Origin of the sequence: Microlunatus ginsengisoli, assembly GCF_039537205.1 — a bacterium.
GTDB lineage: Bacteria > Actinomycetota > Actinomycetes > Propionibacteriales > Propionibacteriaceae > Microlunatus > Microlunatus ginsengisoli.
The window spans coordinates 144904-168097 of the sequence record NZ_BAABAB010000050.1; the positions used below are offsets into that span (position 1 = coordinate 144904).

Below are 23194 nucleotides of genomic sequence, written 5' to 3' on the forward strand. Positions count from 1 at the left end.
GCGCTATAGCGCGCTGAGAACCTGACAACTCGCGGGACTTCTACGCCACGGGTCGGGTGCGGTAGAGCCAGATCAGGCCGAGGATCGGCAGGATCAGCGGCACGAACCCGTAGCCGATGCCGTAGATCGACCACACCGTCGCCCGCGGAAACGCCTCCGGGTCGAGGACGCTGAGGGTGCCGACGGTGAGCACGCCGACCAGCTCGATGATCACCGCGACCATGGCGACCCGGCGGGCCCGCGGCGTGCCGCGACCCAGGGTGAAGGTCGCGACGATGTAGACGACGGCCGCGAACGCGGACAGCAGGTACGCCAGCGGCGCCTCGGCGAAATCGGTGGCGATCTGGACCGCGGCCCGGGCCGTCGCGGCCAGCGCGAACAACCCGTACACCGCGATCAGCGCGCGGCCGGCGCCCCGATTGGTCCGGCGCGGTGCGGGCGCGACCTGCCCGTCGACCGGCTCCGGCCGAAGCTCACCGCTCACGCCGGCGTCCAGAGCACGAGCAACCGGAGGGTCATCGCCGCGACCGCCGCGGCGGCCACCGCAAGCACCACACCTGAGAACCGGGTCCGTTCCACGTTCGCCCAGAACCAGGCCAGCGGGATCAGCACGACGATCCCGATCAGGTAACCGATCGTGGTCGCGAACTCGGCCGGCCGGAAGCCGCCGATCATGGCGACCACGGCGATCACGCTCTGCACCAGCACGATCACCTCGACCCCGGCCGCATACAGCAGCTGCGCCTTGCCCGGAGGCTTGTTCGCGATCGCGGTGACCAGACCCCAGACCACCGAGACCAGCGCCAAGCCGATCACGACGTACGCGAGCACGAGGATCATGCGAGGGGCTCCGGTCCGGCGGACATGAGCAGAAACCTACCCGGCCGGCCCGGCCGCTCCAGCGAAACGCCGCGGGCCGGCCGGCACCGCGCCGTGCGAGACTGATCATCGTGCCAGCGGCGCCGAAGAGCTCGTCCAGGGCGGGCCGGCGCCCGGGCAATCAGGACACCCGCGGCGCCATCCTCGCCGCCGCCCGTGAGGCGTTCGCCGCCAAGGGCTTCGCCGCCACCTCGATCCGTGCCATCGCCGCCGAGGCCGAGGTCGACGCGGCACTGGTGCACCACTACTTCGGCAGCAAACAGGAGCTGTTCCTGGCCACCGTCGCGCTGCCGGTGCCGCTTCCCGACATCTTCGACCGGCTGCTGGAGCCGGGTATCGACGGCTTCGGCGAGCGGTTGGTGGGCACCGTGCTGGCGATCTGGGAGTCCGACGCCCGGCCCGCGCTGGCGGCGGGGCTGCGCTCGATCATCGCCGATCCGGCCATGACCCGGACGATGCGCGAGTTCGCCACCACCGAGCTGATGGGCCGGGTGCTGGCAGCGATGGACGTGCCGCCGGCGGAGGCTGAGCTCCGCGCCGGGCTGGTCGCCTCGCACCTGCTCGGGCTGTTCACCGCCCGTTATCTGATCGAGCTGCCGGCGGCGGTGGGACCGTCGGCCGAGGCGCTCACCGCCGCCGTCGGGCCGGTGCTCCAGCGCTATCTCGACGGCGACTTCGCCCACGCCGACGACCTGATTCGAACGGGATCCGGAGAGGACGCACCATGAGCAGCAGCACCGAACAACCCGGGACTCTGGAGTGGGACGAGGCCAGAGCGGCGTCCTGGCTGGCGGGCGCGGAGATCCGCGAGCGCCAGCTGGCGCCGATCACCGAGGCCCTGTTCGAGGTGGCCGACCTGCACCCCGGCGAACACGTGCTGGACGTCGGCGTCGGCTCGGGACCGACCACCGCCGAGGCCCATGCCGCGGTCCAGCCCGGCGGACGGGTGACCGGGATCGACGTGCTGCCGGCGATGATCGAGGCAGCGAAGCGGACCGTACCGATTGCCGAGATCGAGTGGTTGGTCGGGGACGTGAGCACGTACGGCTTCCCGGCGGCGGCGTACGACGTGGTGATCTCCCGGTTCGGGGTGATGTTCTTCGCCGACCCGGTGGCGTCGTTCACCCGGCTGCACGACGCGGTCCGGCCGGGCGGCCGGCTGGCCATGGCCACCTGGGGCCGGCGGGAGGCGACCGGGCTGTTCGGTGTCCCGTACGTGATCGCGACGACCACTCTGGACCGGCTCGGCATCGACTTCGTGCCGATGGCCTCGGACGGGACCATGTTCAGTCTCGGCGACGCCGGGCGGGTGGCCGAGGTGCTCGGCGCCGCGGGCTGGCGGGAGATCGGCACCCGGGTGGACAACCGGGTGGTCTATCTCGGCGGCGCCCGGACGGTGGAGTCGGCGGCCGACGACGTCCTCCGCGGCGGCCCGGTCGCGGGACTACTGGACGGTCTGCCGGCCGAAGCGGTCGCCGAGGTGCGACAGGCGCTGGTCACCGACTTCACCCGGCGCTTCGACGGCAACGGAGTGCCGTTGCCGGCCGGATTCGTGCTGATCAGCGCGATCCGGCCCTGACCACCGCACGGGTGGGGCCGACCGGGCGTACGTCCCTGAGCTGACCCCCGAGAACCTCCGGGGTACGTCCCTGGGCTGATCCCGAATCGTCTTTGCGGCTGATGCGCGAGGCGGTCGCCGGGGCGCAGGATCGTAGTCATGCCGACCGCCACCGACTCGCCCAGCCGGACCCCGATCCCGACCGTCACGATGCCGCGCGTCGTCGCGGCCTCGAGCCGCCGTCGCCGGGCGCTCGTCGGCATGCTGCTGGCCGCGATCGTCTTCGGTACGGCCCTGATCGCGCAGCTCGGCTGCGAGCAACTGCGAGCCGCCGCGCCGATCGGCTCCTCGGACGCGTACGGCCGGGTGGTGACCGGCTACAGCTGGTCGCTCAGCCCGATCGGCTTCACGGTCCGCTACGACGACGGGTCGTCGGCCACCCGGCTGTGGTGGTGACCCCCCGCCGCGCGGGAGCGGTCAGTGCTCCTGCTCGCGCCAGGCCTTGGAGCCGGCGGCCGCGGCGGCCTTGAACTGATCGAACCGGCGGGCGGCCATCTCCGAGGGAGACTCCTCCCACTGGTCGACCCACTGCCGGCCGGCCCTGAATACGGTCATCGCCGAGACGACCGCGCCGACCAACCACAACACGCCGCCGACACAGAGCAGGACCAGCCCTGAGTTGAGCTTGCTGCGATCGATCTCGAAGGCGGGCCGGGTGCTGGGTGTGCTCGACATGAATCCTTCTTCCAGACGTCGGGACTCGCAGATCGATGTTCTCACCACTCCGGGTGAGTTGTCAGAATCTCAGCACGCCGGAGCGTGCCGAGATTCTGACAACTCTGCCGATCGGCACCGTGCTCGCCGCGCTGCCCTCCCCCGCCGGCCCTGAGTTGTCGCCGGGGCGGGTGCAGGATGGCAGCCGTGCGGATGCTCGGGGTGGACGAGGCGGGCGGAGCGGTCCTGCTGGACCGTCCGCTGGGGCACGGGGAGCACCCGGACGCGGCCGCGTACGGCGCCGGGCTGTTGCTGACCCGCCCGGTCGACGCGCGCCGGGACGACGACGGCGAACTCGTGGTGCGCTGGATCGTCCGGCCGGCCGGCGACGAAGCGGCACCGGACGTACCGCCGCGGGGGCACGACCCCGGACTCGACCTCACCGGGATCGAGCCCGAGCTGCGCCAGCGCGTGGCCGCGTACGCGTTGGTCCGGTCGGCTCGCGGTCTGCTGGCCACCGAGTTCTCCGCGCGGACCGCGTCGCCGGGCCGCTGGGGACTGCCCGGCGGCGGGATCGAGGACGGCGAGGAGCCGGCCGACGCGGTCCTTCGCGAGACCGCCGAGGAGACCAACCAGCGGATCGTGCTCGGCGCCCTGGCCGCCGTGCAGTCCTCGCACTGGATCGGGCGCAGTCCGCGCGGCGTCGTGCAGGACTTCCACGCGGTCCGCCTGGTCTATCGGGCGGACTGCCCGGCGCCCACCCGGCCGCGGGTGCTGGACGTCGACGGGACCACCGCGAGCGCGCGCTGGGTGGGCCTGACGCGGTGGCGTCGGGTGGCCTGGACCGTGGGCTGGCGGACGCTGCTACCGGAGCTGATCGCCGGCCAGGACGGGCCGGCGCAGGTCGGCTGAGCTCCGCTCGGCACCGTTCCGGCCCGGGTGCCGCATCACCAGCAGCGGGTCGGACCCGGTGATCGGCAGGGTCTGGGCCAGCGGGTAGTAGTGCGGATCGACCACGTGGCCGTCGAACTCGACGAACGTGATCCCGCGCTCGGCGCACGCCTGCAGGGCCGACCCGATGGTGGCTGCGAGGATGTCGGTGCCGTTGCCGAGCCGGCGCCGGACCGTCTCGGTGACCAGGAACGACCGGTTGTCCCAGGGGTCGGGCAGGACGCAGGCCAGGGCCGCGATCCGGCCGTCGACGATGGCGACCCTGGTCAGCTCGAAGTCCACCTCGGCCATTCCCGACGCCGCGAACAGCTGGTGCACGATCGCCCGGTCGACGGTCGGCGACCACTCCTCGTGGATCCAGACGTACAGGTCGACCCAGGCGTCCAGGAACTCCTCGTAGCTGCGTTCGCTGGCCGGCACCACGCGGACGCCCGGAGGGACCGGGTGCTGCTCGATCCAGTGCGCGGTCGCCAGCGAGCTCGGGTGCAGCTGCGGCGACGGGCATCGCATCAGCACCTCGAAGCCCATCGCGCGGGCGAACGCCTCGCGGGCCGGCTGCGAGCTCATCGCCCGAGTCAGCACCGGGTACGGCGTCGGCGTGCAGGCGAGCAGCGCGTCGAACAACGCGCGCCCGACGCCCTCCCGCCGTGCCTCCGGCTCGACCTGGACCTCGCAGTAGTAGGACTCGCGATGCACGTTCGACACCAGCATCGTGCCCATCCCGAGCACGTCACCGCAGTCCTCCGCGACCAGCGTGCGTTGCCACCCGTCACCGCCGCCGCGCGGTCCCCACCCCGTGCCCTCGTGCGACGGGCCGTGGATGCCCTCGGCCAGGTCGCCGGGGGCGAAGTCGCGCAACCTCATGGTCAGACTTCAATCGGGATCGGCCGGATTGGCAAGACATATTTGTGCTGTCGTGCCGCCGGTAGGCGAGTTGGCGCCGGGCCGGCAGTCACTCCGGGCCGCCGTCCGGGCTCGCGGGCGTTCCGCTAGCCGATGTCGCCGAGCAGGTCCTGGCGGGTGAGCACACCGACCGGCTTGCCGTCGTCCAGCACCAGCAGGGCATCGGCGTCCTCCAGCAGCGCGACGGCGTCGCCCACCGGCTCGGTCGCGCCGAGCATCGCCAGCGGCGCCTCCATCACCGACTCGACGGCATCGGCGGGCCGGGCGTGGTGGGCGAACAGGGCATCGAGCAGGCCGCGTTCGCTGACCGAGCCGACCACCTCCGCGGCCATCACCGGCGGCTCGGCGCGAACCACGGGCATCTGCGAGACGCCGTACTCGCGCAGGATCTCGACCGCTTCGGCGATCGTCTCGCCGGGGTGGGTGTGCACCAGCGACGGCAGGTCCCCGGACTTCTCCCGGAGAACGTCCCCCACCACGCGTACGTCGTTGCCCGGCCGCGGTGCGAACCCGTAGCGGGTCAGCCACGCATCGCTGAACACCTTCGTGAGATAGCCCCGGCCGGAGTCGGGCAGCAGCACGACGATCACGGCATCGGGGTCGTCCAGCTCGTGCCCGAGCCGGATCGCGGCCGCGGCCGCCATCCCGGCCGAGCCGCCGACCAACAGCGCCTCCTCGCGGGCGAGCCGGCGGGTCATGGCGAAGGAGTCGGCGTCGGAGACCTCGATCACCCGGTCGCAGACCGACTTGTCGTAGTTGGCCGGCCAGAAGTCCTCCCCGACACCCTCGACCAGGTAGGGCCGGCCGTCCCCGCCGGAGTAGACCGAGCCGGACGGGTCGGCGCCGATCACCTGGACCCGGCCGCCGGAGACCTCCTTCAGGAACCGGCCGGTTCCGCTGATCGTCCCGCCGGTCCCGATCCCGGTGACGAAGTGGGTGATCCGGCCCTCGGTCTGCGCCCAGATCTCCGGCCCGGTCGACTCGTAGTGGCTGAGGGGATTGTTCGGATTGGAGTACTGGTCCGGCTTCCAGGCGCCGTCGATCTCGCGCACGAGCCGGTCGGAGGTGGAGTAGTAGGAGTCCGGGTGTTCCGGCTCGACGGCGGTCGGGCAGACGACGACCTCGGCACCGTACGCGGCCAGCACGTTGCGCTTGTCCTCGCTGACCTTGTCCGGGCAGACGAAGACGCACCGGTAGCCCCTCGCCTGCGCGACCATCGCCAGGCCGACGCCGGTGTTTCCGCTGGTCGGCTCCACGATCGTGCCGCCGGGCCTCAGCTTGCCCTCGCGTTCGGCCGCCTCGATCATCTTCACCGCGATCCGGTCCTTCACCGAGCCGCCGGGATTCAGATACTCCACCTTGGCCAGGATCAGCGGCTTCGCACCGTCGGTGGTCCGGGACAGCCTCAGCAGCGGGGTGTTCCCGACCAGATCGATCAGCGACTCGACGTATTCCACTCGCTCAGTATTGCCCCTCCTCGGTGACGCAAAACGGGCGCTCGAACGGCGATCCGGGCCGATTTCGCGGCCGGCAGCCGATCGAGCGCCCGAAATGCGACAGTCACCCCGTCGTGGTCGCCGGGCACCGCCACGAGACCCGGGCCGCGAGCACGCCGAGGGAGAGCACGGTGGCGCAGGCGCCCAGGCCGAAGCCCAGAAGGGCGGGCAGGATCGCATAGCCGTAGCTGTCCATCGGGCCGAGCCGGACGTAGGGCGTCGCCATCGCCAGGGCCGCGCCGAGCAGCCACCCGGCAGCCAGCACGACCAGGGGAAGCCGACCGACCAGCAGCCGCGCGGCCGGAACGGCCTGCAGCCCGAGAGCGAGAACGGCCACCAGGAGGGTCGGCAGTGGCCAGAACCAGCCGACCTCGCCCCAGGCCTGCCAGGCCACCCCGACCGCCGCGGGCAACGCGAGCACGAGCACGACCAGACGGCGCCGCACGCTGGCCGCCGAGACCAGGAACAGCGTGGTCGCGGCCAGGGCGATCCCGACGGCGGTCAGTGCACACCAGGTCTGGTAGAGCACCGGGCTCTCGGTCGGGTCGAACGCCATGGCCAGGTAGGTCAGCGCGACGGCCGGCCACCAGAGCGCGGCGATCGTCGCGATCCGACCGGACGCCCGGCCCCACGGGCCGCCCGCCGAGAGTCGGGCCGGCAGGCGGCACAGCCGGCGCGCCAGCGCCCGGGCCTCACCCAGGCGGTCGATCGCCTGGAACTCGGCCTGCACCCGGTCGAGACCGTGCTCGCACCCCCGCTCGACCGACTCGCGCAGATGGTCCTCGATCTCCGCCACGAGATCGTCGCGGTCCGGCCGCCCACCGAGCCGTCGGCGCAGCGCGGCGAGATAGTCGTCCAGCGGCTGGGCGGATGTCACGAGATGCTCGGCCACGGCACCTCCTCGAGCACGGCGCCGACGGCGGCGGAGAAACGCGTCCAGGTGCGTCTCTCCTCCGTCAGGGTGGTCATTCCGAGCGGCGTCAGGGCATAGGACTTGCGCCGTCGCCCGCTCGCCTCGGACCACGTGCCGGCGACCAGGCCGGCCCGCTCCAACCGGTGCAGCGCCGGATACAGCGTCCCCTCGGGCAGGTCGAGCGCGTCCCGGCTGGTGGCCCGAAGGTCCTCGATGATGGCGTAACCGTGCCGCGGCCGGCGGGCGAGCACCGACAGGATCAGCATGTCCAGGTGACCCTTGAGCATCTCCCCTCTCATACCTCGCAATGCTAGGCATCGGAACGCTAGGCGTCAATGGTCTCCCCCGTTGGCTCGCCGACCGAACCCGAACCTCACGGGAGAGAGGATGGTGCGGTGCCGACCGTCGAAGCGCAGCGCGTCGTCCCGGTTCCGCCGGAGGTGGCGTTCGCGATCTCGCAGACAACCGGGGTGACCCGGCTGCGCTGGGACCGGTTCATCGTCGAGCAGTACCACCTGGACGGCGCCACCGCCGCGGCGAAAGGGGTGCGAACCCGGACCCGGCAGCGGTTCGGCCTGACCATGGTCAGCCGTTACGTCTCGTTCCGGCCGCCGACGTCGGTCGGATTCGCGATGGAACGCGGGCCCTGGTTCTTCGCCAAGATGGGCGGCGGCTGGCGCTTCGAGCCGCTCGCCGGCGACCCGGGCCACACCCTGGCGACCTGGCGCTACAACTTCGGCTGCCGGCCGGCGTGGCTGGCGCCGCTGGCCGAGCGGATCGGCACCGTGCTGCTGCAGCGCGAGATCGAGCGCCGGATCGACGGCTTCGCCGCCGGTTGCTCCGATCCGCTGGTGCTGGCCGCCGTCGGCTCGGCCGCAGACAGCGAAGAGCCGCCCACCCCGGCGGGGTGAGCGGCTCTCTCGACGAGGCGAGTCGACTACCTGCGGAGGTAGGACAGGATCCGCAGGATCTCGACGTACAGCCAGACCATGGTCACGGTCAGTCCGAACGCGGCCCGCCACGACTCCTTGGCCGGGGCCCCGATGGCGATGCCCTGCTCGATGTAGTCGAAGTCCAGGATCAGGTTCAGCACCGCGAGAGTGACGCCGATGGCGGAGACCAGCAGCCCGAGCATGCCCATCCGCAGCCCGATGCCGGGGATGAACAGCGAGATGATGAAGTTGACGAACAGCGTGATCGCGTAGGCGATGGTCGCGATGATGACGATCTTGCGGAACTTCGACGTCACCTTGATCCGGAAGATCTTGTACGTCGCCAGCGTCACCCCGGCGGCCACGAACGTCCCGATCACGGCCTGGACCACGATGCCCGGATACCACTGCTCGAACAGCTTGCTGATCATGCCGATGAAGACGCCCTCGATCACGGCGTACAGGAACATCAGCGGCGGGGACACGTTCCGGCGGAACGAGACGAGCAGCACCGTGACGAAGCCGACCAGCGACGACAGGATCAGCGCGCCGTAGGTCAGCTGGACCGGGATCAGCCACCACGACAGCGCGGCCGAGATCACCAGCAGGCCCATCACGACAGCGGTCTTGGTGATCACGTCGTCCAGGGTCATCCGACCCTCGGTCTGCGCCGGCGCACCGAACGGTGCGTAACCGTACTGCTGGGCGTTCGGATCGGTCTGGCCGTAGGGATTCTGGGCGTAGGGATTCTGGCCGTACTGATTCTGACCGTACTGGGGTGCTGCGGGTGTGAACGCATCCTTCTTGGAGAGGATGGGGTTCGAACTGCGCAACATGGTGAATGTTCCTCCTGATGACGGGCACCCGGCGGTGCACCGGGTTCCATTCTACTGAACGTCGCGGAAGGCGCCTTTGTTTCGGCTGTGAGCCTGCCGGGTCAGGGCGAACTGGGCGGCGCCGAAGCCGAGGGCGGCGACCAGGCCGACGATCAGCGCCGGCAGCGTGTACGGCCCGATCGCCTGCCGGGTGGTGGCCACCACCGGGGTGAGCAGCGGGCCGAGGTCGCCGCTGCCGAGCCAGCCGGCCACTCGGCCGAGCAGCCACGGCGCGACCACGGCGAGCAGCGCCAGCGCGCCGCACGCGATGGCGAGCGTGCGCAGCGGCTTGGCCGAGGTCGCCACCGAGACCGCCAGCAGGACCAGCGCCGCCCAGCCGGCCCAGGTCTCGGCCAGCAGGGCAAGGTCGTAGCGCCGCTGCAGCGTGTCCAGCTGCTGGCCGGTCAGCAGCGGCACGCTGGCCGAGTGCTTGGTCACGGTCAGCCCGAGCGCCGCCGCAGACTTCTTGTCGAGGCTGATGCCGGCCGCCTTGAACACCGGCGCGAGATCCAGCCGGACGTCCTTCTTCGGCTCGAGTTTCGCGTCCAGCTGGGCGACCGCCGCGTTCCGGGCCGGCAGCACGACCGCGACCACGGCGTCGGTCAGCGGGCCGACCGCGCGGTCCGAGGCCAGCGCCTTGTGAAGAGCGGACAGCACCGGGTTGGCCCGCAGGTCGCGCCCGGACGCACCGCCGGCGGCGTCGACCGCGTCGGTGACCCAGTCGGCCACGGCCGATCGCACCGGCGGCGAGTCGAGCACGGCGCCGAGCGCGTGCACGAACTTCGCGTCGTCGTGCAGCAGCGTCATGGTGGTGAAGGCACTCCACCACAGCGAGGCGCAGAGCATGGCGAGCCCGAACGTCGTCGCCGACAGCCGAGCGCTCGTCCTCATGTCCGGCGCTGCCTCATGGTGACGATGATGGCAGCGATCGGAACGGCGCGGACCGGAACAGTGCCCCCGATGGGACTCGAACCCATACTCGAGCGGGTTTAAGCCGCCTGCCTCTGCCGATTGGGCTACGGGGGCGCGTACGTCCGCCCGATCCTAGTGCGCGCCCCGCCCCTCCGCCCTCCCCCGGAAACTGTGCGCGTCTTGCAGCGACACGCCGGGGCGGACTGCAAGAGCTGCACAGTTTCCGGTCTGGGTGGGACGGGATGACGGGGGGTCTCGGGAGGACGGGGGACGGCGGAAACGCGAGGGCGGGCGCTCAGCGGGCGGGCCTCGGCAGGCAGCTGCTCAGCGGGCGGGTTCGGGGGTCGGGCTGGGGGTGGAACCGCGGAGCCGCTCGAGGGTCTCGGTCGGGATCTCGCCGAGCCGGCCGGTCTCGATCCGGGCGGCGATCTCGACCGTTCCGTCGGTCTGGAAGTGCACGGGCTGGACCGAGGTGATCAGTCCGGTGGCGTTGTCGCGGAAGTAGAAGTAGCAGTCGGCGCGGACCAGCGGCGGTGAGAACGGCGTGCTGAACGAGGTGATCGTCGGCTGCTTGACCCCGCCGGCGGTCCCCTGCTGCATGCCGACGGTCCAGCTGCCGTCGGCGTGCTTGACCACATACGGCCCGGCCTGCGCGTGCATGTGCCCCCAGAGCACGAGCCGGGCCGGCAGGTCCGGCGTTGCCATGATCGGCGCCGACGCGGCCGGCTGGTGCACCATGATCACGTCGACCGGCGATGCGGTCGCCACGCTCACCAGCCGCTGCCCGAGCTGTTCCTCGGTCTCGGGCCGGGTCATCACCCGGTCGACGCTGAACGGGATGTTGTGCTCGGGATCGGTGTCGCCCAGCACCGTGATCCCGGCCTGCGCCACCTTGACCGGCTTGCCGTTCATCACGATCATGCCGGCGGCGCTCATCTGCTGCGCGGTGACCGCCGAGTCGTGATTCCCGGGCGAGACCAGCAGCGGGCGTCCACCGGCGATCCCCACCTCCCGGGTGATGCAGCCGCGTTCGGCCGCCGTGCCGTGCACGGTGTCGTCGCCGGAGCTGAGCACCACGCTCGGGTCGGTGACCGCGACCAACCGTTCCATCAGGGTCGTCGTCGCCTGGTTGCAGTGCAGGTCGCTGTAGCCGAACAGCATCGTCTCGCCGGCGAGCGGTTTCGGGATCCGGGTCAGTTGGGTGGACAGGCTGGCGGTGGCCGTGTCGACGTACGCCTGAACGCTGGCCAGCTGCCGTTCGCTGAGCAGCTCGACGCCGGAGATGCCCCGGGTGAGCAGGCTGGACAGCAACAGGTTGTCGACGCTCAGGTCCAGGTGGGCGCCGGCGACATTCACCTCGACCGGGATCCGCGGTGTCGGCGGGGCGGGGGTCGGCGCGAGCACCGAGCCCACCACGAGCACCGAGACGCCGGCCCAGATCATGATCACCCGGCGGCGGGAGATCTGCCGGACCAGCCCCGGCGCCAGCAACCGGCGGCGGAGCAGCCAGATCGCCACCGCGAGCATGATCACCAGCTCGGCCCGGGCCGTGTGCACGATCACGCTCTGCACGACCCGCTCGGTGATGCCGGTGATCACCTCCTCCGGATCGGCGTACAGGGCCGCGTACGCCGACAGGGTCTCGTCGCTGAACAGCGAGTTCCCGGCGACCGTTCCGCCGACCCCACCGATGGCGATCGTCACGCCGATCGGCGCGGCCGGGCTGGGCAGGTAGGCGTTGCCGAGCGGCCCGAGGTCGATCTCGACGCTGGCGGAGAAGTCCGTGGTGATCACCGCGCGATGCGGTCCCAGGTAGTCGTCCACCCGGGCGTGCGCGACGCCCCAGGCCAGGGCGAACGGGAGCGCGAGCACGGCGGCGAGCACGGTGAGACCGAGCGCCCTGAGCATCCGTCGCCGTGCGGCCGGACGGGTCGCCCGGTCGTGCGCGGCGACCCGCGCGGTGAGGAAGTGCCAGCCGCTGCGAGGGCGGCGAGGCTCTCGGCGGCTCATAGTCCCTCAACGCTACTCGGGACGCGATCTCAGCGCCGGACCCGCGACCGTTCCGCAGAGCTCAGTCGGGCGGCGGCCCGTCCGGACCGGCCAGATACACCTTGCGCGCGTGCAGCGCGTGCGCCCCGGCGACCCGGTCGATGAACAGATAGCCGTCGCAGTGGTCGATCTCGTGCTGCAGCGCTCGCGCCTCGAACGCGTCGGTGCTGAGCTCGACCGTCTCGCCGGTCAGCGGAAGCCGGCCGCGCAGGGTCAGCCGGCTCGCCCGCTTGACGTCGCCGGTCAGGTCGGGCACCGACATGCACCCTTCGCGGGCCTTGTCGTTCCGGCTCGACTCGATCACCACGGCATTAACCAGCACGATCAGGCCGTGACTGGTCCGGGTCTTCGGATGCGCGCTGACGTCCACGCAGAACGCCTTGCCCGTGACCCCGACCTGCGGTGCGGCGAGCCCGACGCAGCCCGGCGAGACTCGCATGGTCGCGACCAGGTCGGCGCACAGCTGGACCGTCTCCGGGTCGGTCGGGTCGAGGTCGGGACCGGGCCGGGAGAGCACCGGGTCGGGCGCGCGGACGACGTCTCGGACCCGCCCCGGCGGCAGCGGCGGTAGCTCCAGGGTCACAGCTCGTCGCGCTCCATCGGGCGCAGCCCGGCCTCCACGCCCAGGCCGGCGGCGACCTCGGCCAGGGTCGACTGCAACTCGGCCACCGCGACGTCGGTAGGCAGGTCGACCTCGGCGACCAGGACGTACAAGCCGGCGGCGAGCCGGGTGGTCAGGTCGGTGATGTTGCCGCCCGCGTCGGCCACCACCCCGGCGAGTTGGGCGACGATGCCGAGCCGGTCCGCGCCGTGCACGGTGACCAGGTACGGGCTGCCGGTGTGCACGTTCTCCGGCTCCGGCGGCATCTCTCGTACGCTCACGGTCAGCGAGCCGTCGGCCTCCAGCGGCGCCAGCGCGCTCGCTACCGCGCCGGCCGCGGCGTCGCCGGAGCAGATCAGGGTCATCGCGAAGTGGCCGCGGAGCAGCGTCATCGAGGAATCCTCGAGGTTCATCCCGGCCTCGGCCAGCACCTCGGCGGTCTGGGCGATGATGCCCGGGCGGTCGTGGCCGAGCACGGTGATGGCGAGGTAGGTCACCGAGGGATTCTGTCATCCCGCGCCGGGTGGGAGCTGCCGAGTCAACCGGCGTCGCTGACGATCTCCAGTGCCACCCCGTCGAGGATGTCGGCGACGCTCACCACCAGGCCCGTCGCGGCCAGCCGGCGCACGATCCGGTCCGCGATCAGCGCGCCCGCGGTGATCACGTCCGCGCGGCCGGGATGCATGCCGGGGACGGCCCGGATCTGCTCCGCCGATCGGGCAGCGAGACTCTTTGCCACGGCGTCCAGCGCGGCCCGGGAGATCACCGCGCCCGGCATCCGCGCCTGGTCCGCCGGCGCCGCACCGGCCAGCCAGGCCAGCGTCACGACGGTCCCGGCCACCCCGACCGCGCTGCGCACCCGGCCGAGCTCGAGCCCACAGTCGTCGAGCAGGCCGTCCACGAAGCCGGTGGCCGCCGCCAGCTCCGCCGCGGCCGGCGGGCTGCTCGGCAAGAACCGCTCGGTCAGCCGGACGGACCCCATCGGCAGCGACACCGATCCGGCGATCTCGCCGTCGCCGGTGCCGATCACCAGCTCCGTCGAGCCGCCGCCGATGTCCACGACCAGCACCGGCTCCTCGCCGAGCGCGTCCCGAACGGCTGCCGAGCCGAGCGCGCCGACATAGGACAGCCGCGCCTCCCGGACGCCGCTGATCACGTCGGGGACGACGCCGATCCGGTGCCGGACGCCGGCGAAGAAGGCGTCCCGGTTGGCGACGTCGCGCGCCGCCGAGGTCGCCACCATCCGGATCCGCCCGGATCCGACGCCATACGCCGCCAGCAGGTGCGCGTAGTCGTCGAGCACCGCGAACGTGCGGCTCAACGCCTCGTCCGCGAACCGTCCGGTGGCGTCGACGCCCTGGCCGAGCCGGACGATCTCCGTCCGCCGAACCCGCTCGATCAGCCCGCCGTCGGGCGCCGGGTCGGCGATCAGGATCCGCAGCGAGTTGGTGCCGCAGTCCACCGCGGCGACGGTCCGGTTCACGCTGGGCTCAGTCCACGAGGCAGGGCCGGCGCCAGAACTCCCCGAGCGCGTCCCGGGTCTCGTCCCCCAATGGGTTGACCCCCGGCCCGGCCGCCAGGGCGTGACCGAGCAGCGCGTGCAGGCACTTCACCCGCTCCGGCATCCCGCCGGCGGACACCCCGGCGATCTCGGGTACGTCCTCGCCGCCGAGCCGCTCCCGGTCGGCCAGGTAGGACTCGTGGGCCCGGCTGTAGCCGGCGGCGAGGTCGGCGTCGTCACCCAGCCGGTCGGTCATCGCCGCCATCGTCCCGCCGGCCTCCAGCGTGGAGCAGCCGGCGGTGGCCCGCGGACAGGTCAGGTAGTACGTCGTCGGGAACGGGGTGCCGTTGGGCAGCCGCGGCGCGGTCGCCACCACCCCGGGCCGGCCGCACGGGCAGCGCCACGCGATCCCGAGCACGCCGCGCGGAGGGCGCCCGAGCTGAGCGGCGATCGTCGCCTCGTCGGCGGCGGTCATCGGCTCGATCGTGCTCACCCGGCGTGTCCCTTTCGCCCCATCTCCGCGGAGTTGTCAGGTTCTCAGCGAGCTATAGCTCGCTGAGAACCTGACAACTCGGCGGAGGTCCGGGGGCCCACCCTACTGATCGGCGACCTCGTACGTCGCGACGACGATGCCGGTCGCCGTGGTCCGGCTCGAGGTCACCCGCAGCCGGGCGTGGGTGTCGCCGAACAGCCGGGCGCCGCGGCCGAGGACGACCGGCAGGATGGTCAGCACGTACGAGTCGACCAGGCCGGCCGCGGCCAGGTCCCGCAGCAGCACCCCGCTGCCGAGGACCACGAGGTCGCCCTCGCCGTCGGCCTTCAGCGCCGCCACCGCCTCGACCGCGTCGCCGGGCAGCAGGATCGAGTTCGGGTGCGGCAGCGGTTCGGACAGAGTGCGGGAGGCGACGTACTTCGGGGTGTTCCGCAGGATCTCGGTGAACGGATTGGGCTCGGCGGTGGTGAGCCAGTGCCCGACCAGCTGGAGGTACGTCCGTCGCCCGAACAGCATCGCGGTGCTCCGGCCGCCCTGCTGGTCCAGCGACGCGCGCGCCGCATCCGGGTCGGCGGCCATCAGCTCGGCCGCCCAGCCGCCGTACGGGAAGCCGTCCCGGGTGTCCTCCTCGGGCCCGGCCGGGGCCTGCATCACCCCGTCGAGCGAGATGTTCTCCACCGCCACGAGTCTGCGCATGCCACTACCGACTAGCGCGCCGCGACCAGCTCATCGGCGATCGCGCGCCCAATCTCCAACGACGCGGTGGCCGCCGGCGACGGCGCGTTCAGCACGTGGATCTGCCGCGGCCCGCGGACGTACAGGAAGTCCTCGACCAGCGACCCGTCGCGGCGCAGCGCCTGAGCCCGCACGCCGGCCGGGGCGGGCAGCAGGCTGTCGTCGGGGAGTGAGGGGACGAGCTCGCGCAGGCTGGCCAGGAAGCGGGCCCGGGACGCGGAGCGCAGGACCTCCTCCGCACCGGTCCGCCAATACCGCTTGCCGAGCTGCCAGAGCCCGGGCCAGCGCAGGTAGTCGGCGACGTCGCGCGGCCGGACGGTCCGCCAGCGATAGCCCTCGCGGGCCAGCGCGAGCACGGCGTTCGGGCCGGCGTGGACACCGCCGTGGATCATCCGGGTGAGGTGGACCCCGAGGAACGGCAGCGTCGGGTCCGGCACCGGATAGATCAGTCCGCGGACGCGATGCACCTGGTCAGGCCCGAGTTCGAAGTACTCACCCCGGAACGGCACGATCCGCACGTCGGGCTCCAGCCCGGCCAGCCGGGCCAGCCGGTCGGACTGCAGCCCGGCGCAGTTGACGAACTCCTCGGCCCGGTGCTCGCCCTCGGTGGTGCCGATCACGACACCGGTCGGGTCCGCGGCGATGCCGGTGATCGGTGCGCCCAGCCGCACCTCCCCGTCGTGCTCGCGGATCTGCCGGACCAGGACGTCGCAGACCGCGCGGTAGTCCACGATGCCGGTGGACTCGACTCGGAGCGCGGCGACGCACCGGACGTACGGCTCGAACTCGGCCGCCTCGGCCGGGTCGACGATCCGGACGGGTACGCCGTTGGCCCGGCCGCGTTCGCACAGCTTCTGCAGGGCGGGACGCTGGTCCTCCCGGGTCGCGACCACCAGCTTGCCGCAGATGTCGACCGGCACCCCGTGCTCGGCGGCGAAGTCCCGCATCGATCGCGCGCCGGCGGTGCCGAGCCGGGCCTTCAGGCTGCCCGGTGCGTAATAGAGCCCCGAGTGGATGACGCCGGAGTTGCGACCGGTCTGGTGGGCCGCGATCACCGTCTCCTTCTCCAGCACGGTGACCCGGTTGCCGCGCCGGGCCAACTCGGCGGCCGTCGCCAGGCCGACGATGCCGGCGCCGGCGACGATGACGCGATTGCTCATCGCGATGCTGCTCCTCTGGGTGGCGAGTCTGGAGGACCAGTGGACCACGGACCGCCGGTACGCGGGTGCGGTTTCGCAGATGGTAGAGAGGACGGCGAACCGCCCGGTCGCCGAGCGGAGCGGAGGTCGAGCAGGATGCGGGTGCTGGTGCTGTCGGGCGCGGGTCGCTACGCCGACCCCTGGCACGACTTCGCCGCGACATCCGCCGCGCTGGCCGGCGTCCTCGCCGCCGGCGGCCGCGAGGTGTCGATCGAGGACGACGTCGAGCGCGGCCTGGCGGACCTGGCGGCGACGGACCTGCTGGTGGTCAACGTGGGCAACCCGACCGACGGTGCACCCGCGCCGGCGTCGGCGGCGGCGATCGCCGGACTGCGGACGTACGTCGGGCGCGGCGGTCCGGTGCTGGCGGTCCATACGGCGGCGACCACCTTCACCACCGAGCCGGACTGGTCGCCGGCGATCGGCGGCCGATGGGTCCGCGGCACCACGATGCACCCACCGTTCGGGCCGGCTCTGGTCCGAACCGTGGCACCGCAACATCCGGTGGCCGCCGGAGTCGGCGACCTCGAGCTCGACGACGAGCGGTACAGCTATCTGGCGACCGAACCCGGCGTCTCGGTGCTGTACGAGCACGAGCACGACGGCCGGTCGCACCCGGTGATCTGGGCGCTGGAGACCGCGGGCGGCCGGCGCGCGGTCTACGACGGGCTCGGCCACACGGCCGCGACGTACGAGCACGCGGGCCATCGTCGGCTGCTCCGCCAGGCCGCCGGTTGGCTCCTCCGCGACTCCTGACTCGCGCTCGCCCGACCCCGCTTCCCCACCGACCCCGCTTCCCCACCGACCCCGCTTCCCCACCGACCGCTTCCCCACCCGGAAAGTGTGCAGATCTCGCAGGTCTGAAACGATTCACGCTGCCGCTTCCGCACACTTTCGCGTCCTCGGGCGGGTCGCGGCGGTTGGGCGGAAGCGGGTCGCGTCCTCGGGCGGGTCGCCGGCCGCGGCGATTGTCGGCGGCGTCGCCTACGCTCAGACCTCGTGACGGCGACCACCAGCAGCGACCTGCAGCTAGGCCGGCTGCGGCACCGCACCCTCGGCATGCTGGCGGCCGGCCAGATCCTCGGTGGCCTGGGCACCGGAGCCGCTCTCTCGGTCGGCGCGCTCGCCGCGAGCGACCTGGCCGGCGAGTCGTGGTCCGGAATGGCCGCCACGATGAGCACCCTCGGGGCCGCGCTGCTGGCCGTGCCGCTGGCCAGGCTGGCCGACCGCCGCGGCCGGCGCATCTCGCTCAGCACCGCCGCCCTGATCGCGGCCGCCGGCCTGGGGCTCTGCATCGTCGGGATCACCGTCGGCCAGGTGCTGCTGCTGTTCCTCGGCCTGGCGGCGGCCGGCGCCGCGACGGCGGCCGCGCTGCAGTCCCGGTTCGCCGCGACCGACCTGGCCGAGCCGGCCACCCGCGGTCGGGACCTGTCGCTGGTGGTCTGGTCGACCACCATCGGCTCGGTGATCGGCCCGAACCTGGCCGAGCCCGGCGCCCGGTTCGGTCAGGCGCTCGGCCTGCCGGGGCTGGCCGGCGTCTTCGTGATCGCGGTGATCGCGCAACTGCTGGCCTCGGCCTCGTACGCCGCCTTCCTCCGGCCCGACCCGCTGCTGGTCAGCCGGGAGCTGCGGCTCGGCCTGGTCACCGAGACGCCGAGCACCGACGGGGAGGTCGAGCTCGAACCGGCCGGCCGTCCGGGCCTGGTCCGGCTCGCCATCGTGGCGGTCGCGCTCAGCCACGCGACGATGGTCGCCCTGATGGCGATGACCCCTGTCCACCTCGTGCAGGGCGGCGCCACGCTCTCCGTCGTCGGGCTGACGCTGAGTCTGCACATCGCGGGCATGTTCGCGCTCTCGCCGGTCTTCGGCATCCTGTCCGACCGGCTGGGGCGGATCCCGACCATCCTGATCGGGCAGGCCCTGCTGCTCGGGGCGGCGCTGGTCACCGCTCTCGGCGCCGGCATGCACGAGGCGGTGATGACCGGTCTGATCCTGCTCGGCCTGGGCTGGAGCGCGTCGACGGTCGCCGGGTCCGCGCTGCTCAGCGACGCCGCGCCGGCCGCCGACCGGGTGCGGCTCCAGGGGCGCAGCGACATGACGATGAACTTCGCCGGCGCGGCCGGCGGCGCGCTCGCCGGGCCGATTCTTGCGCTGATCGGATACCACGGGCTCGCCCTGGCCCTGCTGATCCCGGTCGCGGTGGTTACGGCCGGCTGCCTCGCCGGTCTCCGCCGCGTAGCGGCCGGCCGCTGACCGCGCCTCTGCGCGCCGACCCGGCGGCCGGTGTCGACGACCGTTGCTCCCTCGTCGAGCCGGAATGATCATGCCCAGCGGCAGGCGGGAGACTCCGTGGCGACGAGGGAGCATGCGTCGTCGGCGGCCGGCCGGCCGGATGGCGACCAGGAACCGCCAGATCACGACCGTCGGGGAACGGGCGAGGCCGGCGCGCCGAGAGGGCCGCGCGACCCGGGTCAGCCGCCGGGCTTGGTCTGCACCGTGACGGTCGGGGGGCCACTCTTCTCGACCGGGGCGGGCTGGTCGGCGGACTTGACCGATTGCTCCAGCTTCGTCCACCAGGCGGTCTTGCTCGGCGGCGCGACGCCGGACGAGCCGCCCTCGATCTCCTCGCCACCGCCGACCGGATTTCCGTTCGCGTCGACGACGCGATAGCCGATCTCGCCCGGGACGACCCAACCCAGACGCTCCCGCGCCTGGGCCCGGACATAGTCCGGGTTGTCCCAGCGCGCCCGTTCGGCCTGCAGGTCCTCGATCGCCTGCTGCCGCTGAGCGATCTCGACCTTGGTCGCGGCGATCTCATGGGCCTGGGCGAAATACACCCGCAGGCTGGAGGCGTACGAGATCACCAGCACCAGGATCACCACGGCGAGCGCGATCGCGCGCCCGGTCAGGTTGGCCCGCGGGACCCGCGGCGCCTTCCGCTTCTTCGCTGCCGCCGCGCTCGGCTCGCCCGCGCTCGGCACGGACGACGTCGCCGCCGACGCATTGGCGGCGTTGCCGGCCGCGGACGCCGGCCCGGCCGAGCGCCCGCGAGCGCCCGACCTACCGGCCTGGCCCGGGCTTGCCGCCGGATCCTTCGGCACCGATCCGGCCGCCGACGTACGACCGGGCTGACCCGGCGCGGCGGGGTGCCGGGCGGACTGGCCGTGGGCGCGCGCCCGCCCCCGTCCGGGTCCTGCTCCCGGACGGGCGGTCGGCCGCGGGCCTCCCGGCACGCTCAGCCCTGGAACCGCGGGAACGCAGCCGCGCCGGCGTACTCCGCGGCGTCGTCCAGGTCCTCCTCGATCCGCAGCAGCTGGTTGTACTTCGCGACCCGGTCGGTGCGGGCCGGGGCACCGGACTTGATCTGGCCACAGTTGGTCGCGACCGCGAGGTCGGCGATCGTGGTGTCCTCGGTCTCGCCGGAGCGGTGGCTCATCATGCAGGCGAAACCGGCCCGCTGGGCCATGGTCACCGCGTCCAGGGTCTCGGTCAGCGACCCGATCTGGTTCACCTTGACCAGCAGGGCGCTCGCGGCCTTCTCGGTGATCCCGCGCTGCAGCCGCTCCACGTTGGTGACGAACAGGTCGTCGCCGACCACCTGGATCTTTTCGCCGATCTTGCCGACCAGGGAGCTCCAGCCCGCCCAGTCGTCCTCCGCCAGCGGGTCCTCGATCGACACGATCGGGAACGCGTCGATCCACTGGGTGTAGATGTCGGTCATCTCGTCGGCCGACAGCTCCCGGCCCTCGAAGCGATAGATGCCCTTGTCCGCGTCGAAGAACTCGGTGCTCGCCACGTCCAGGGCGAGCGCGATGTCACTGCCCAGCTTGAGCCCGGCCGCGTCCACGGCCTTGGCGATCAGCTCCAGCGCCGCCACGTTGGCCGGCAGGTTCGGGGCGAAGCCGCCCTCGTCGCCGAGACCGGTCGACAGGCCCTCCTTCTTCAGCACCGACTTCAGTGCGTGGTAGACCCCGGCGCCGTACTCCAGCGCCTCGCGGAACGTGGACGCGCCGATCGGCGCGATCATGAACTCCTGCACGTCCACGTCGGAGTCGGCGTGCGCGCCGCCGTTGACGATGTTCATCATCGGCACCGGGAGGACATGCGCGTTGGGTCCGCCGACATAGCGGTAGAGCGGCAGGTCGGCGGAGTTGGCGGCGGCGTGCGCGACGGCGAGGGAGACGCCGAGGATCGCGTTCGCGCCGATCTTGGCCTTGTTCGGGGTGCCGTCCAGGTCGAGCATCGCCTGGTCGACCAGCCGCTGCTCGCTCGCGTCGTAGCCGATCACCTCGGGCCCGAGCTGGTCGATCACGCCGAGCACGGCCTTCTCCACGCCCTTGCCGCCGTACCGCTTCGCGCCGTCGCGGAGCTCCACTGCCTCGAACGCACCGGTGGACGCGCCGGACGGGACCGCCGCGCGGCCCTCGGAGCCGTCGTCGAGGATGACCTCGACCTCGACGGTGGGGTTGCCGCGCGAATCCAGGATCTCCCGGGCGCCGACGAACTCGATACTGGCCACGAGCATGTGCCTTTCGCAAATGGCGCCGGGATCCTCCCGAGCGCCGCTGAGTGTTGCCGGCGTCAGCCTATCGGCGCGAGGTGGCCAGCCCCCACAGGCCGTCCGGGTGCGTCACGAAGTGGTCACGCACTGATCACCGGTGCTGCGATGACGCAAAATCGCCGCTCGATCCCGGATCAGCCCCCGAATCGGCGGATTCGGCCGATCGAGCGGTAGGAACGCGTCAGGTTGGGCGCCGCCGGCCGTTCCAGGCAGCGGCCACGTTCACGCCGACGATCCCGGCCCAGCCGATCAGCACGCCGAGCGCCCCCGGGTCGACGTTCAGCGCGGCGATGGCGGTGATCGGTACGCCGGCGCCGAGGGAGACGATGCCCAGCGCGAACCGCTGGTTGCGCCGGAGCCGCTCGTCCCCGGACTCCGCCAGCTGCCGGTCCGACTGGGCTCGCAGCTCCGCCGTGCGGTACGCCACCAGCTGCTCGACCTTGTCGGCCAGCCCGGCGGCGACCGCGTCGTCGTAGTCCGGGCCGAGCTCACGCCGCGCCTGGACGGCGGCATCGGCCTCGCGGCGGAGATCTGCCGAGCCGGGCGTGCGTTGGCTCGGGGAGAACGGGTACGTCGGCTGGCTCACGCCAGGCACGCTACGTCGCGACACCCCGGTCGGTCCTCAGGGATCACCCTGGCTGATCCGCCGATTCGGCCGCCCGGACCCGACCCTCCAGCCCCCGGACCGCGTCTCGAAGCGCCTGGTCGGGGTCGATCCCGCGCGCCTGGGCGCGGGCGACCAGGGCGAGCAGCTCCGTACCGACCTCGGCTTCGCCGATCGGCTCCTCCGCCAGCGCGACCGGCACCCGCCGCGACCGCGCCCGCGCGATGATCTTGTTCGCCCGGGCCAGGCTGGACAGCTGCTCGGGAATCCCCTGCAGCACCGAGGTACGGCCCTTCTCCCGAGCCTTGCGCTGCTCCCAGCTGCCGTGCAGGTCGGCCGGCGCGTCCTCGGTCGCGAACACGTACGGATGGCGGGCGATCAGCTTGTCGGCGATGCCGGCGGCGATGTCGTCCAGGTCGAACCCGGGATCGGACTCGGCCGCGATCTCGGCGTGGAAGACGACCTGGAGCAGCAGGTCGCCGAGCTCCTCGCGCAGGTGGCCGGCGTCGCCGGACTCGATCGCCTCGACCGTCTCCCCGGTCTCCTCGATCAGGTATTGCACCAGGGACCGGTGAGTCTGCCGGGCGTCCCAGGGGCAGCCGTCGCGCAGCGTGGACATCACCTCGGCCAGCCGGACGACCTCCGGCAGCTGCCGCGCCGGGACCGGGCTCATCCGCCCGCGGCAGGTGCGGGCGTCGACAGCGAGCCGGTGCTGCCGTCGACGATGGTGCGATCCTCCGGGTTCAGCTGGCCGTAGCGCGGGTTCAGCTCCACCGGCGTCGACTGCACCGCCTTGAGATAGGCGTCGCTGCCCACCTTGGCCGGCACGAGCTGAGCGTCCGCCACGTCGTAGGCGACCGCCTTCGCGTCCGGGATGTTCAGCAGCGGCGCGAGGTTGGAGCCCTTCAGCAGCTTGTCCCGGTCGGCGTCGGTGATGGTGATGTTGTTCGCTGCGGCCACCTGCTGCGCGATCTCACCGTGGATCAGCGCGTTGACCACCGCCGACTCCTGGACGCTCTGGCCGGGCTGGAGCGTCTGCGAGATGCCGGACACCGCGGTGTCGAGCTCGGATTGGGTGACCCGGCCGTCGCTGCCGACGTACGCCACCACGCTCGGGTTCGCCCGCGCGCAGGCCGACGTGGCCAGCACGGCCAGGATCGCGCCGGTCGCCATCAGCCGCCGGCGGCCCGGTCCGATCGACCAGGCTCCGAACCGTCCCATCTGCCACCCCTCGCTCGCTGAACTCGCCCCCGCGATAGTACGTGAGCCCGCGGCGCCCGAGCGGCCACCCGCCCGGGCACCTGTCGATCCGCTGAGG

Annotated in this window: 28 protein-coding genes and 1 tRNA gene; 7 read left to right on the forward strand and 22 right to left on the reverse strand. The window is 72.4% G+C overall.

Features of this window, described 5'->3' with window-relative positions:
- Nucleotides 1–40: 40 nt before the first annotated feature.
- A complete protein-coding gene (locus ABD747_RS24010; protein WP_344809466.1) occupies nt 41–484 on the reverse strand; it encodes a hypothetical protein in 444 nt (147 codons plus the stop codon).
- Complete coding sequence (locus tag ABD747_RS24015; RefSeq protein WP_344809468.1) at nt 481–840, reverse strand: hypothetical protein; 360 nt, start codon at nt 838–840, stop codon at nt 481–483. Before ABD747_RS24015 ends, ABD747_RS24010 begins: the two co-directional genes overlap by 4 nt.
- Nucleotides 841–950: 110 nt before the next feature.
- Between ABD747_RS24015 and ABD747_RS24020 the strand changes: the two genes are divergently transcribed.
- From ABD747_RS24020 to ABD747_RS24030, 3 genes are all read left to right on the forward strand, one after another.
- The gene (locus ABD747_RS24020; RefSeq protein ID WP_344809470.1) at nt 951–1607 is read left to right on the forward strand and encodes a TetR/AcrR family transcriptional regulator; all 657 of its coding nucleotides are present in this window, start codon (nt 951–953) and stop codon (nt 1605–1607) included.
- A complete protein-coding gene (locus ABD747_RS24025; protein ID WP_344809472.1) occupies nt 1604–2458 on the forward strand; it encodes a class I SAM-dependent methyltransferase in 855 nt (284 codons plus the stop codon). The genes ABD747_RS24020 and ABD747_RS24025 overlap by 4 nt, the downstream gene beginning before the upstream one ends.
- Nucleotides 2459–2596: 138 nt before the next feature.
- Nucleotides 2597–2893 carry a hypothetical protein gene (locus ABD747_RS24030; RefSeq protein WP_344809474.1) on the forward strand — a complete coding sequence of 99 codons (297 nt, stop codon included), beginning with the start codon at nt 2597–2599 and terminating at the stop codon, nt 2891–2893.
- A 21-nt stretch (nt 2894–2914) separates the two neighbouring features.
- Here the strand turns inward: ABD747_RS24030 and ABD747_RS24035 are convergent, their stop codons facing one another.
- Nucleotides 2915–3172 carry a hypothetical protein gene (locus ABD747_RS24035; RefSeq protein ID WP_344809476.1) on the reverse strand — a complete coding sequence of 86 codons (258 nt, stop codon included), beginning with the start codon at nt 3170–3172 and terminating at the stop codon, nt 2915–2917.
- Between the two features lie 177 nt (nt 3173–3349).
- Here ABD747_RS24035 and ABD747_RS24040 point away from each other — a divergent pair, with 177 nt between their 5' ends.
- A complete protein-coding gene (locus tag ABD747_RS24040) occupies nt 3350–4063 on the forward strand; it encodes an NUDIX hydrolase (protein WP_344809478.1) in 714 nt (237 codons plus the stop codon).
- Here the strand turns inward: ABD747_RS24040 and ABD747_RS24045 are convergent.
- From ABD747_RS24045 to ABD747_RS24060, 4 genes are all read right to left on the reverse strand, one after another.
- A complete protein-coding gene (locus tag ABD747_RS24045) occupies nt 4016–4966 on the reverse strand; it encodes a GNAT family N-acetyltransferase (RefSeq protein ID WP_344809480.1) in 951 nt (316 codons plus the stop codon). The genes ABD747_RS24040 and ABD747_RS24045 overlap by 48 nt on opposite strands.
- 125 nt (nt 4967–5091) lie before the next feature.
- Nucleotides 5092–6462 (reverse strand): cystathionine beta-synthase, encoded by a 1371-nt coding sequence (locus ABD747_RS24050; protein ID WP_344809482.1) that lies wholly within the window; start codon nt 6460–6462, stop codon nt 5092–5094.
- 103 nt (nt 6463–6565) lie between these two features.
- Nucleotides 6566–7393, reverse strand: coding sequence for an HAAS signaling domain-containing protein (locus ABD747_RS24055; protein ID WP_344809484.1), 828 nt, complete (start codon nt 7391–7393; stop codon nt 6566–6568).
- A complete protein-coding gene (locus ABD747_RS24060; RefSeq protein ID WP_344809486.1) occupies nt 7375–7713 on the reverse strand; it encodes a PadR family transcriptional regulator in 339 nt (112 codons plus the stop codon). Before ABD747_RS24060 ends, ABD747_RS24055 begins: the two co-directional genes overlap by 19 nt.
- Nucleotides 7714–7809: 96 nt before the next feature.
- Between ABD747_RS24060 and ABD747_RS24065 the strand changes: the two genes are divergently transcribed.
- Complete coding sequence (locus tag ABD747_RS24065) at nt 7810–8325, forward strand: SRPBCC family protein (protein WP_344809488.1); 516 nt, start codon at nt 7810–7812, stop codon at nt 8323–8325.
- A gap of 26 nt (nt 8326–8351) precedes the next feature.
- Here ABD747_RS24065 and ABD747_RS24070 read toward each other — a convergent pair whose 3' ends face one another.
- From ABD747_RS24070 to lhgO, 10 genes are all read right to left on the reverse strand, one after another.
- Nucleotides 8352–9182, reverse strand: a complete 831-nt coding sequence (locus ABD747_RS24070; RefSeq protein WP_344809490.1) for a Bax inhibitor-1/YccA family protein — start codon at nt 9180–9182, stop codon at nt 8352–8354.
- 51 nt (nt 9183–9233) lie between these two features.
- Complete coding sequence (locus ABD747_RS24075; protein ID WP_344809492.1) at nt 9234–10112, reverse strand: hypothetical protein; 879 nt, start codon at nt 10110–10112, stop codon at nt 9234–9236.
- A gap of 61 nt (nt 10113–10173) precedes the next feature.
- Nucleotides 10174–10247: transfer RNA gene (locus ABD747_RS24080), tRNA-Leu, on the reverse strand.
- A 210-nt stretch (nt 10248–10457) separates the two neighbouring features.
- Nucleotides 10458–12143 carry a metallophosphoesterase family protein gene (locus tag ABD747_RS24085; protein ID WP_344809494.1) on the reverse strand — a complete coding sequence of 562 codons (1686 nt, stop codon included), beginning with the start codon at nt 12141–12143 and terminating at the stop codon, nt 10458–10460.
- Between the two features lie 61 nt (nt 12144–12204).
- Entirely contained in the window at nt 12205–12765 is a 561-nt protein-coding gene (locus tag ABD747_RS24090; RefSeq protein WP_344809496.1) for a peptide deformylase, read from the reverse strand.
- A complete protein-coding gene (locus ABD747_RS24095; protein ID WP_344809498.1) occupies nt 12762–13280 on the reverse strand; it encodes a glycine cleavage system transcriptional repressor in 519 nt (172 codons plus the stop codon). Before ABD747_RS24095 ends, ABD747_RS24090 begins: the two co-directional genes overlap by 4 nt.
- A gap of 41 nt (nt 13281–13321) precedes the next feature.
- A complete protein-coding gene (locus ABD747_RS24100; RefSeq protein ID WP_344809500.1) occupies nt 13322–14266 on the reverse strand; it encodes a Ppx/GppA phosphatase family protein in 945 nt (314 codons plus the stop codon).
- A 7-nt stretch (nt 14267–14273) separates the two neighbouring features.
- Nucleotides 14274–14759, reverse strand: a complete 486-nt coding sequence (locus ABD747_RS24105; protein WP_344809689.1) for a DUF501 domain-containing protein — start codon at nt 14757–14759, stop codon at nt 14274–14276.
- A 120-nt stretch (nt 14760–14879) separates the two neighbouring features.
- Nucleotides 14880–15473 (reverse strand): dihydrofolate reductase family protein, encoded by a 594-nt coding sequence (locus ABD747_RS24110; protein WP_344809502.1) that lies wholly within the window; start codon nt 15471–15473, stop codon nt 14880–14882.
- A gap of 11 nt (nt 15474–15484) precedes the next feature.
- Complete coding sequence (gene lhgO, locus ABD747_RS24115; RefSeq protein WP_344809504.1) at nt 15485–16672, reverse strand: L-2-hydroxyglutarate oxidase; 1188 nt, start codon at nt 16670–16672, stop codon at nt 15485–15487.
- A 135-nt stretch (nt 16673–16807) separates the two neighbouring features.
- Here lhgO and ABD747_RS24120 point away from each other — a divergent pair, with 135 nt between their 5' ends.
- Both ABD747_RS24120 and ABD747_RS24125 read left to right on the forward strand, forming a co-directional pair.
- A complete protein-coding gene (locus ABD747_RS24120; protein ID WP_344809506.1) occupies nt 16808–17467 on the forward strand; it encodes a ThuA domain-containing protein in 660 nt (219 codons plus the stop codon).
- A gap of 243 nt (nt 17468–17710) precedes the next feature.
- Nucleotides 17711–18964 carry an MFS transporter gene (locus tag ABD747_RS24125; RefSeq protein WP_344809508.1) on the forward strand — a complete coding sequence of 418 codons (1254 nt, stop codon included), beginning with the start codon at nt 17711–17713 and terminating at the stop codon, nt 18962–18964.
- Nucleotides 18965–19182: 218 nt separating this feature from the next.
- On the opposite strand, the gene ABD747_RS24130 is transcribed toward ABD747_RS24125, so the two are convergent.
- From ABD747_RS24130 to ABD747_RS24150, 5 genes are all read right to left on the reverse strand, one after another.
- Entirely contained in the window at nt 19183–19812 is a 630-nt protein-coding gene (locus tag ABD747_RS24130) for an FtsB family cell division protein (RefSeq protein ID WP_344809510.1), read from the reverse strand.
- Between the two features lie 134 nt (nt 19813–19946).
- Nucleotides 19947–21230 (reverse strand): phosphopyruvate hydratase, encoded by a 1284-nt coding sequence (gene eno, locus ABD747_RS24135; RefSeq protein WP_344809512.1) that lies wholly within the window; start codon nt 21228–21230, stop codon nt 19947–19949.
- 223 nt (nt 21231–21453) lie between these two features.
- Nucleotides 21454–21858 carry a hypothetical protein gene (locus tag ABD747_RS24140; protein WP_344809514.1) on the reverse strand — a complete coding sequence of 135 codons (405 nt, stop codon included), beginning with the start codon at nt 21856–21858 and terminating at the stop codon, nt 21454–21456.
- Nucleotides 21859–21901: 43 nt separating this feature from the next.
- Nucleotides 21902–22549: a nucleoside triphosphate pyrophosphohydrolase gene (locus ABD747_RS24145; protein WP_344809516.1), complete on the reverse strand. Its 648-nt coding sequence runs from the start codon at nt 22547–22549 to the stop codon at nt 21902–21904.
- Nucleotides 22546–23097 (reverse strand): SurA N-terminal domain-containing protein, encoded by a 552-nt coding sequence (locus tag ABD747_RS24150; protein ID WP_344809518.1) that lies wholly within the window; start codon nt 23095–23097, stop codon nt 22546–22548. Before ABD747_RS24150 ends, ABD747_RS24145 begins: the two co-directional genes overlap by 4 nt.
- Nucleotides 23098–23194 lie beyond the last annotated feature (97 nt).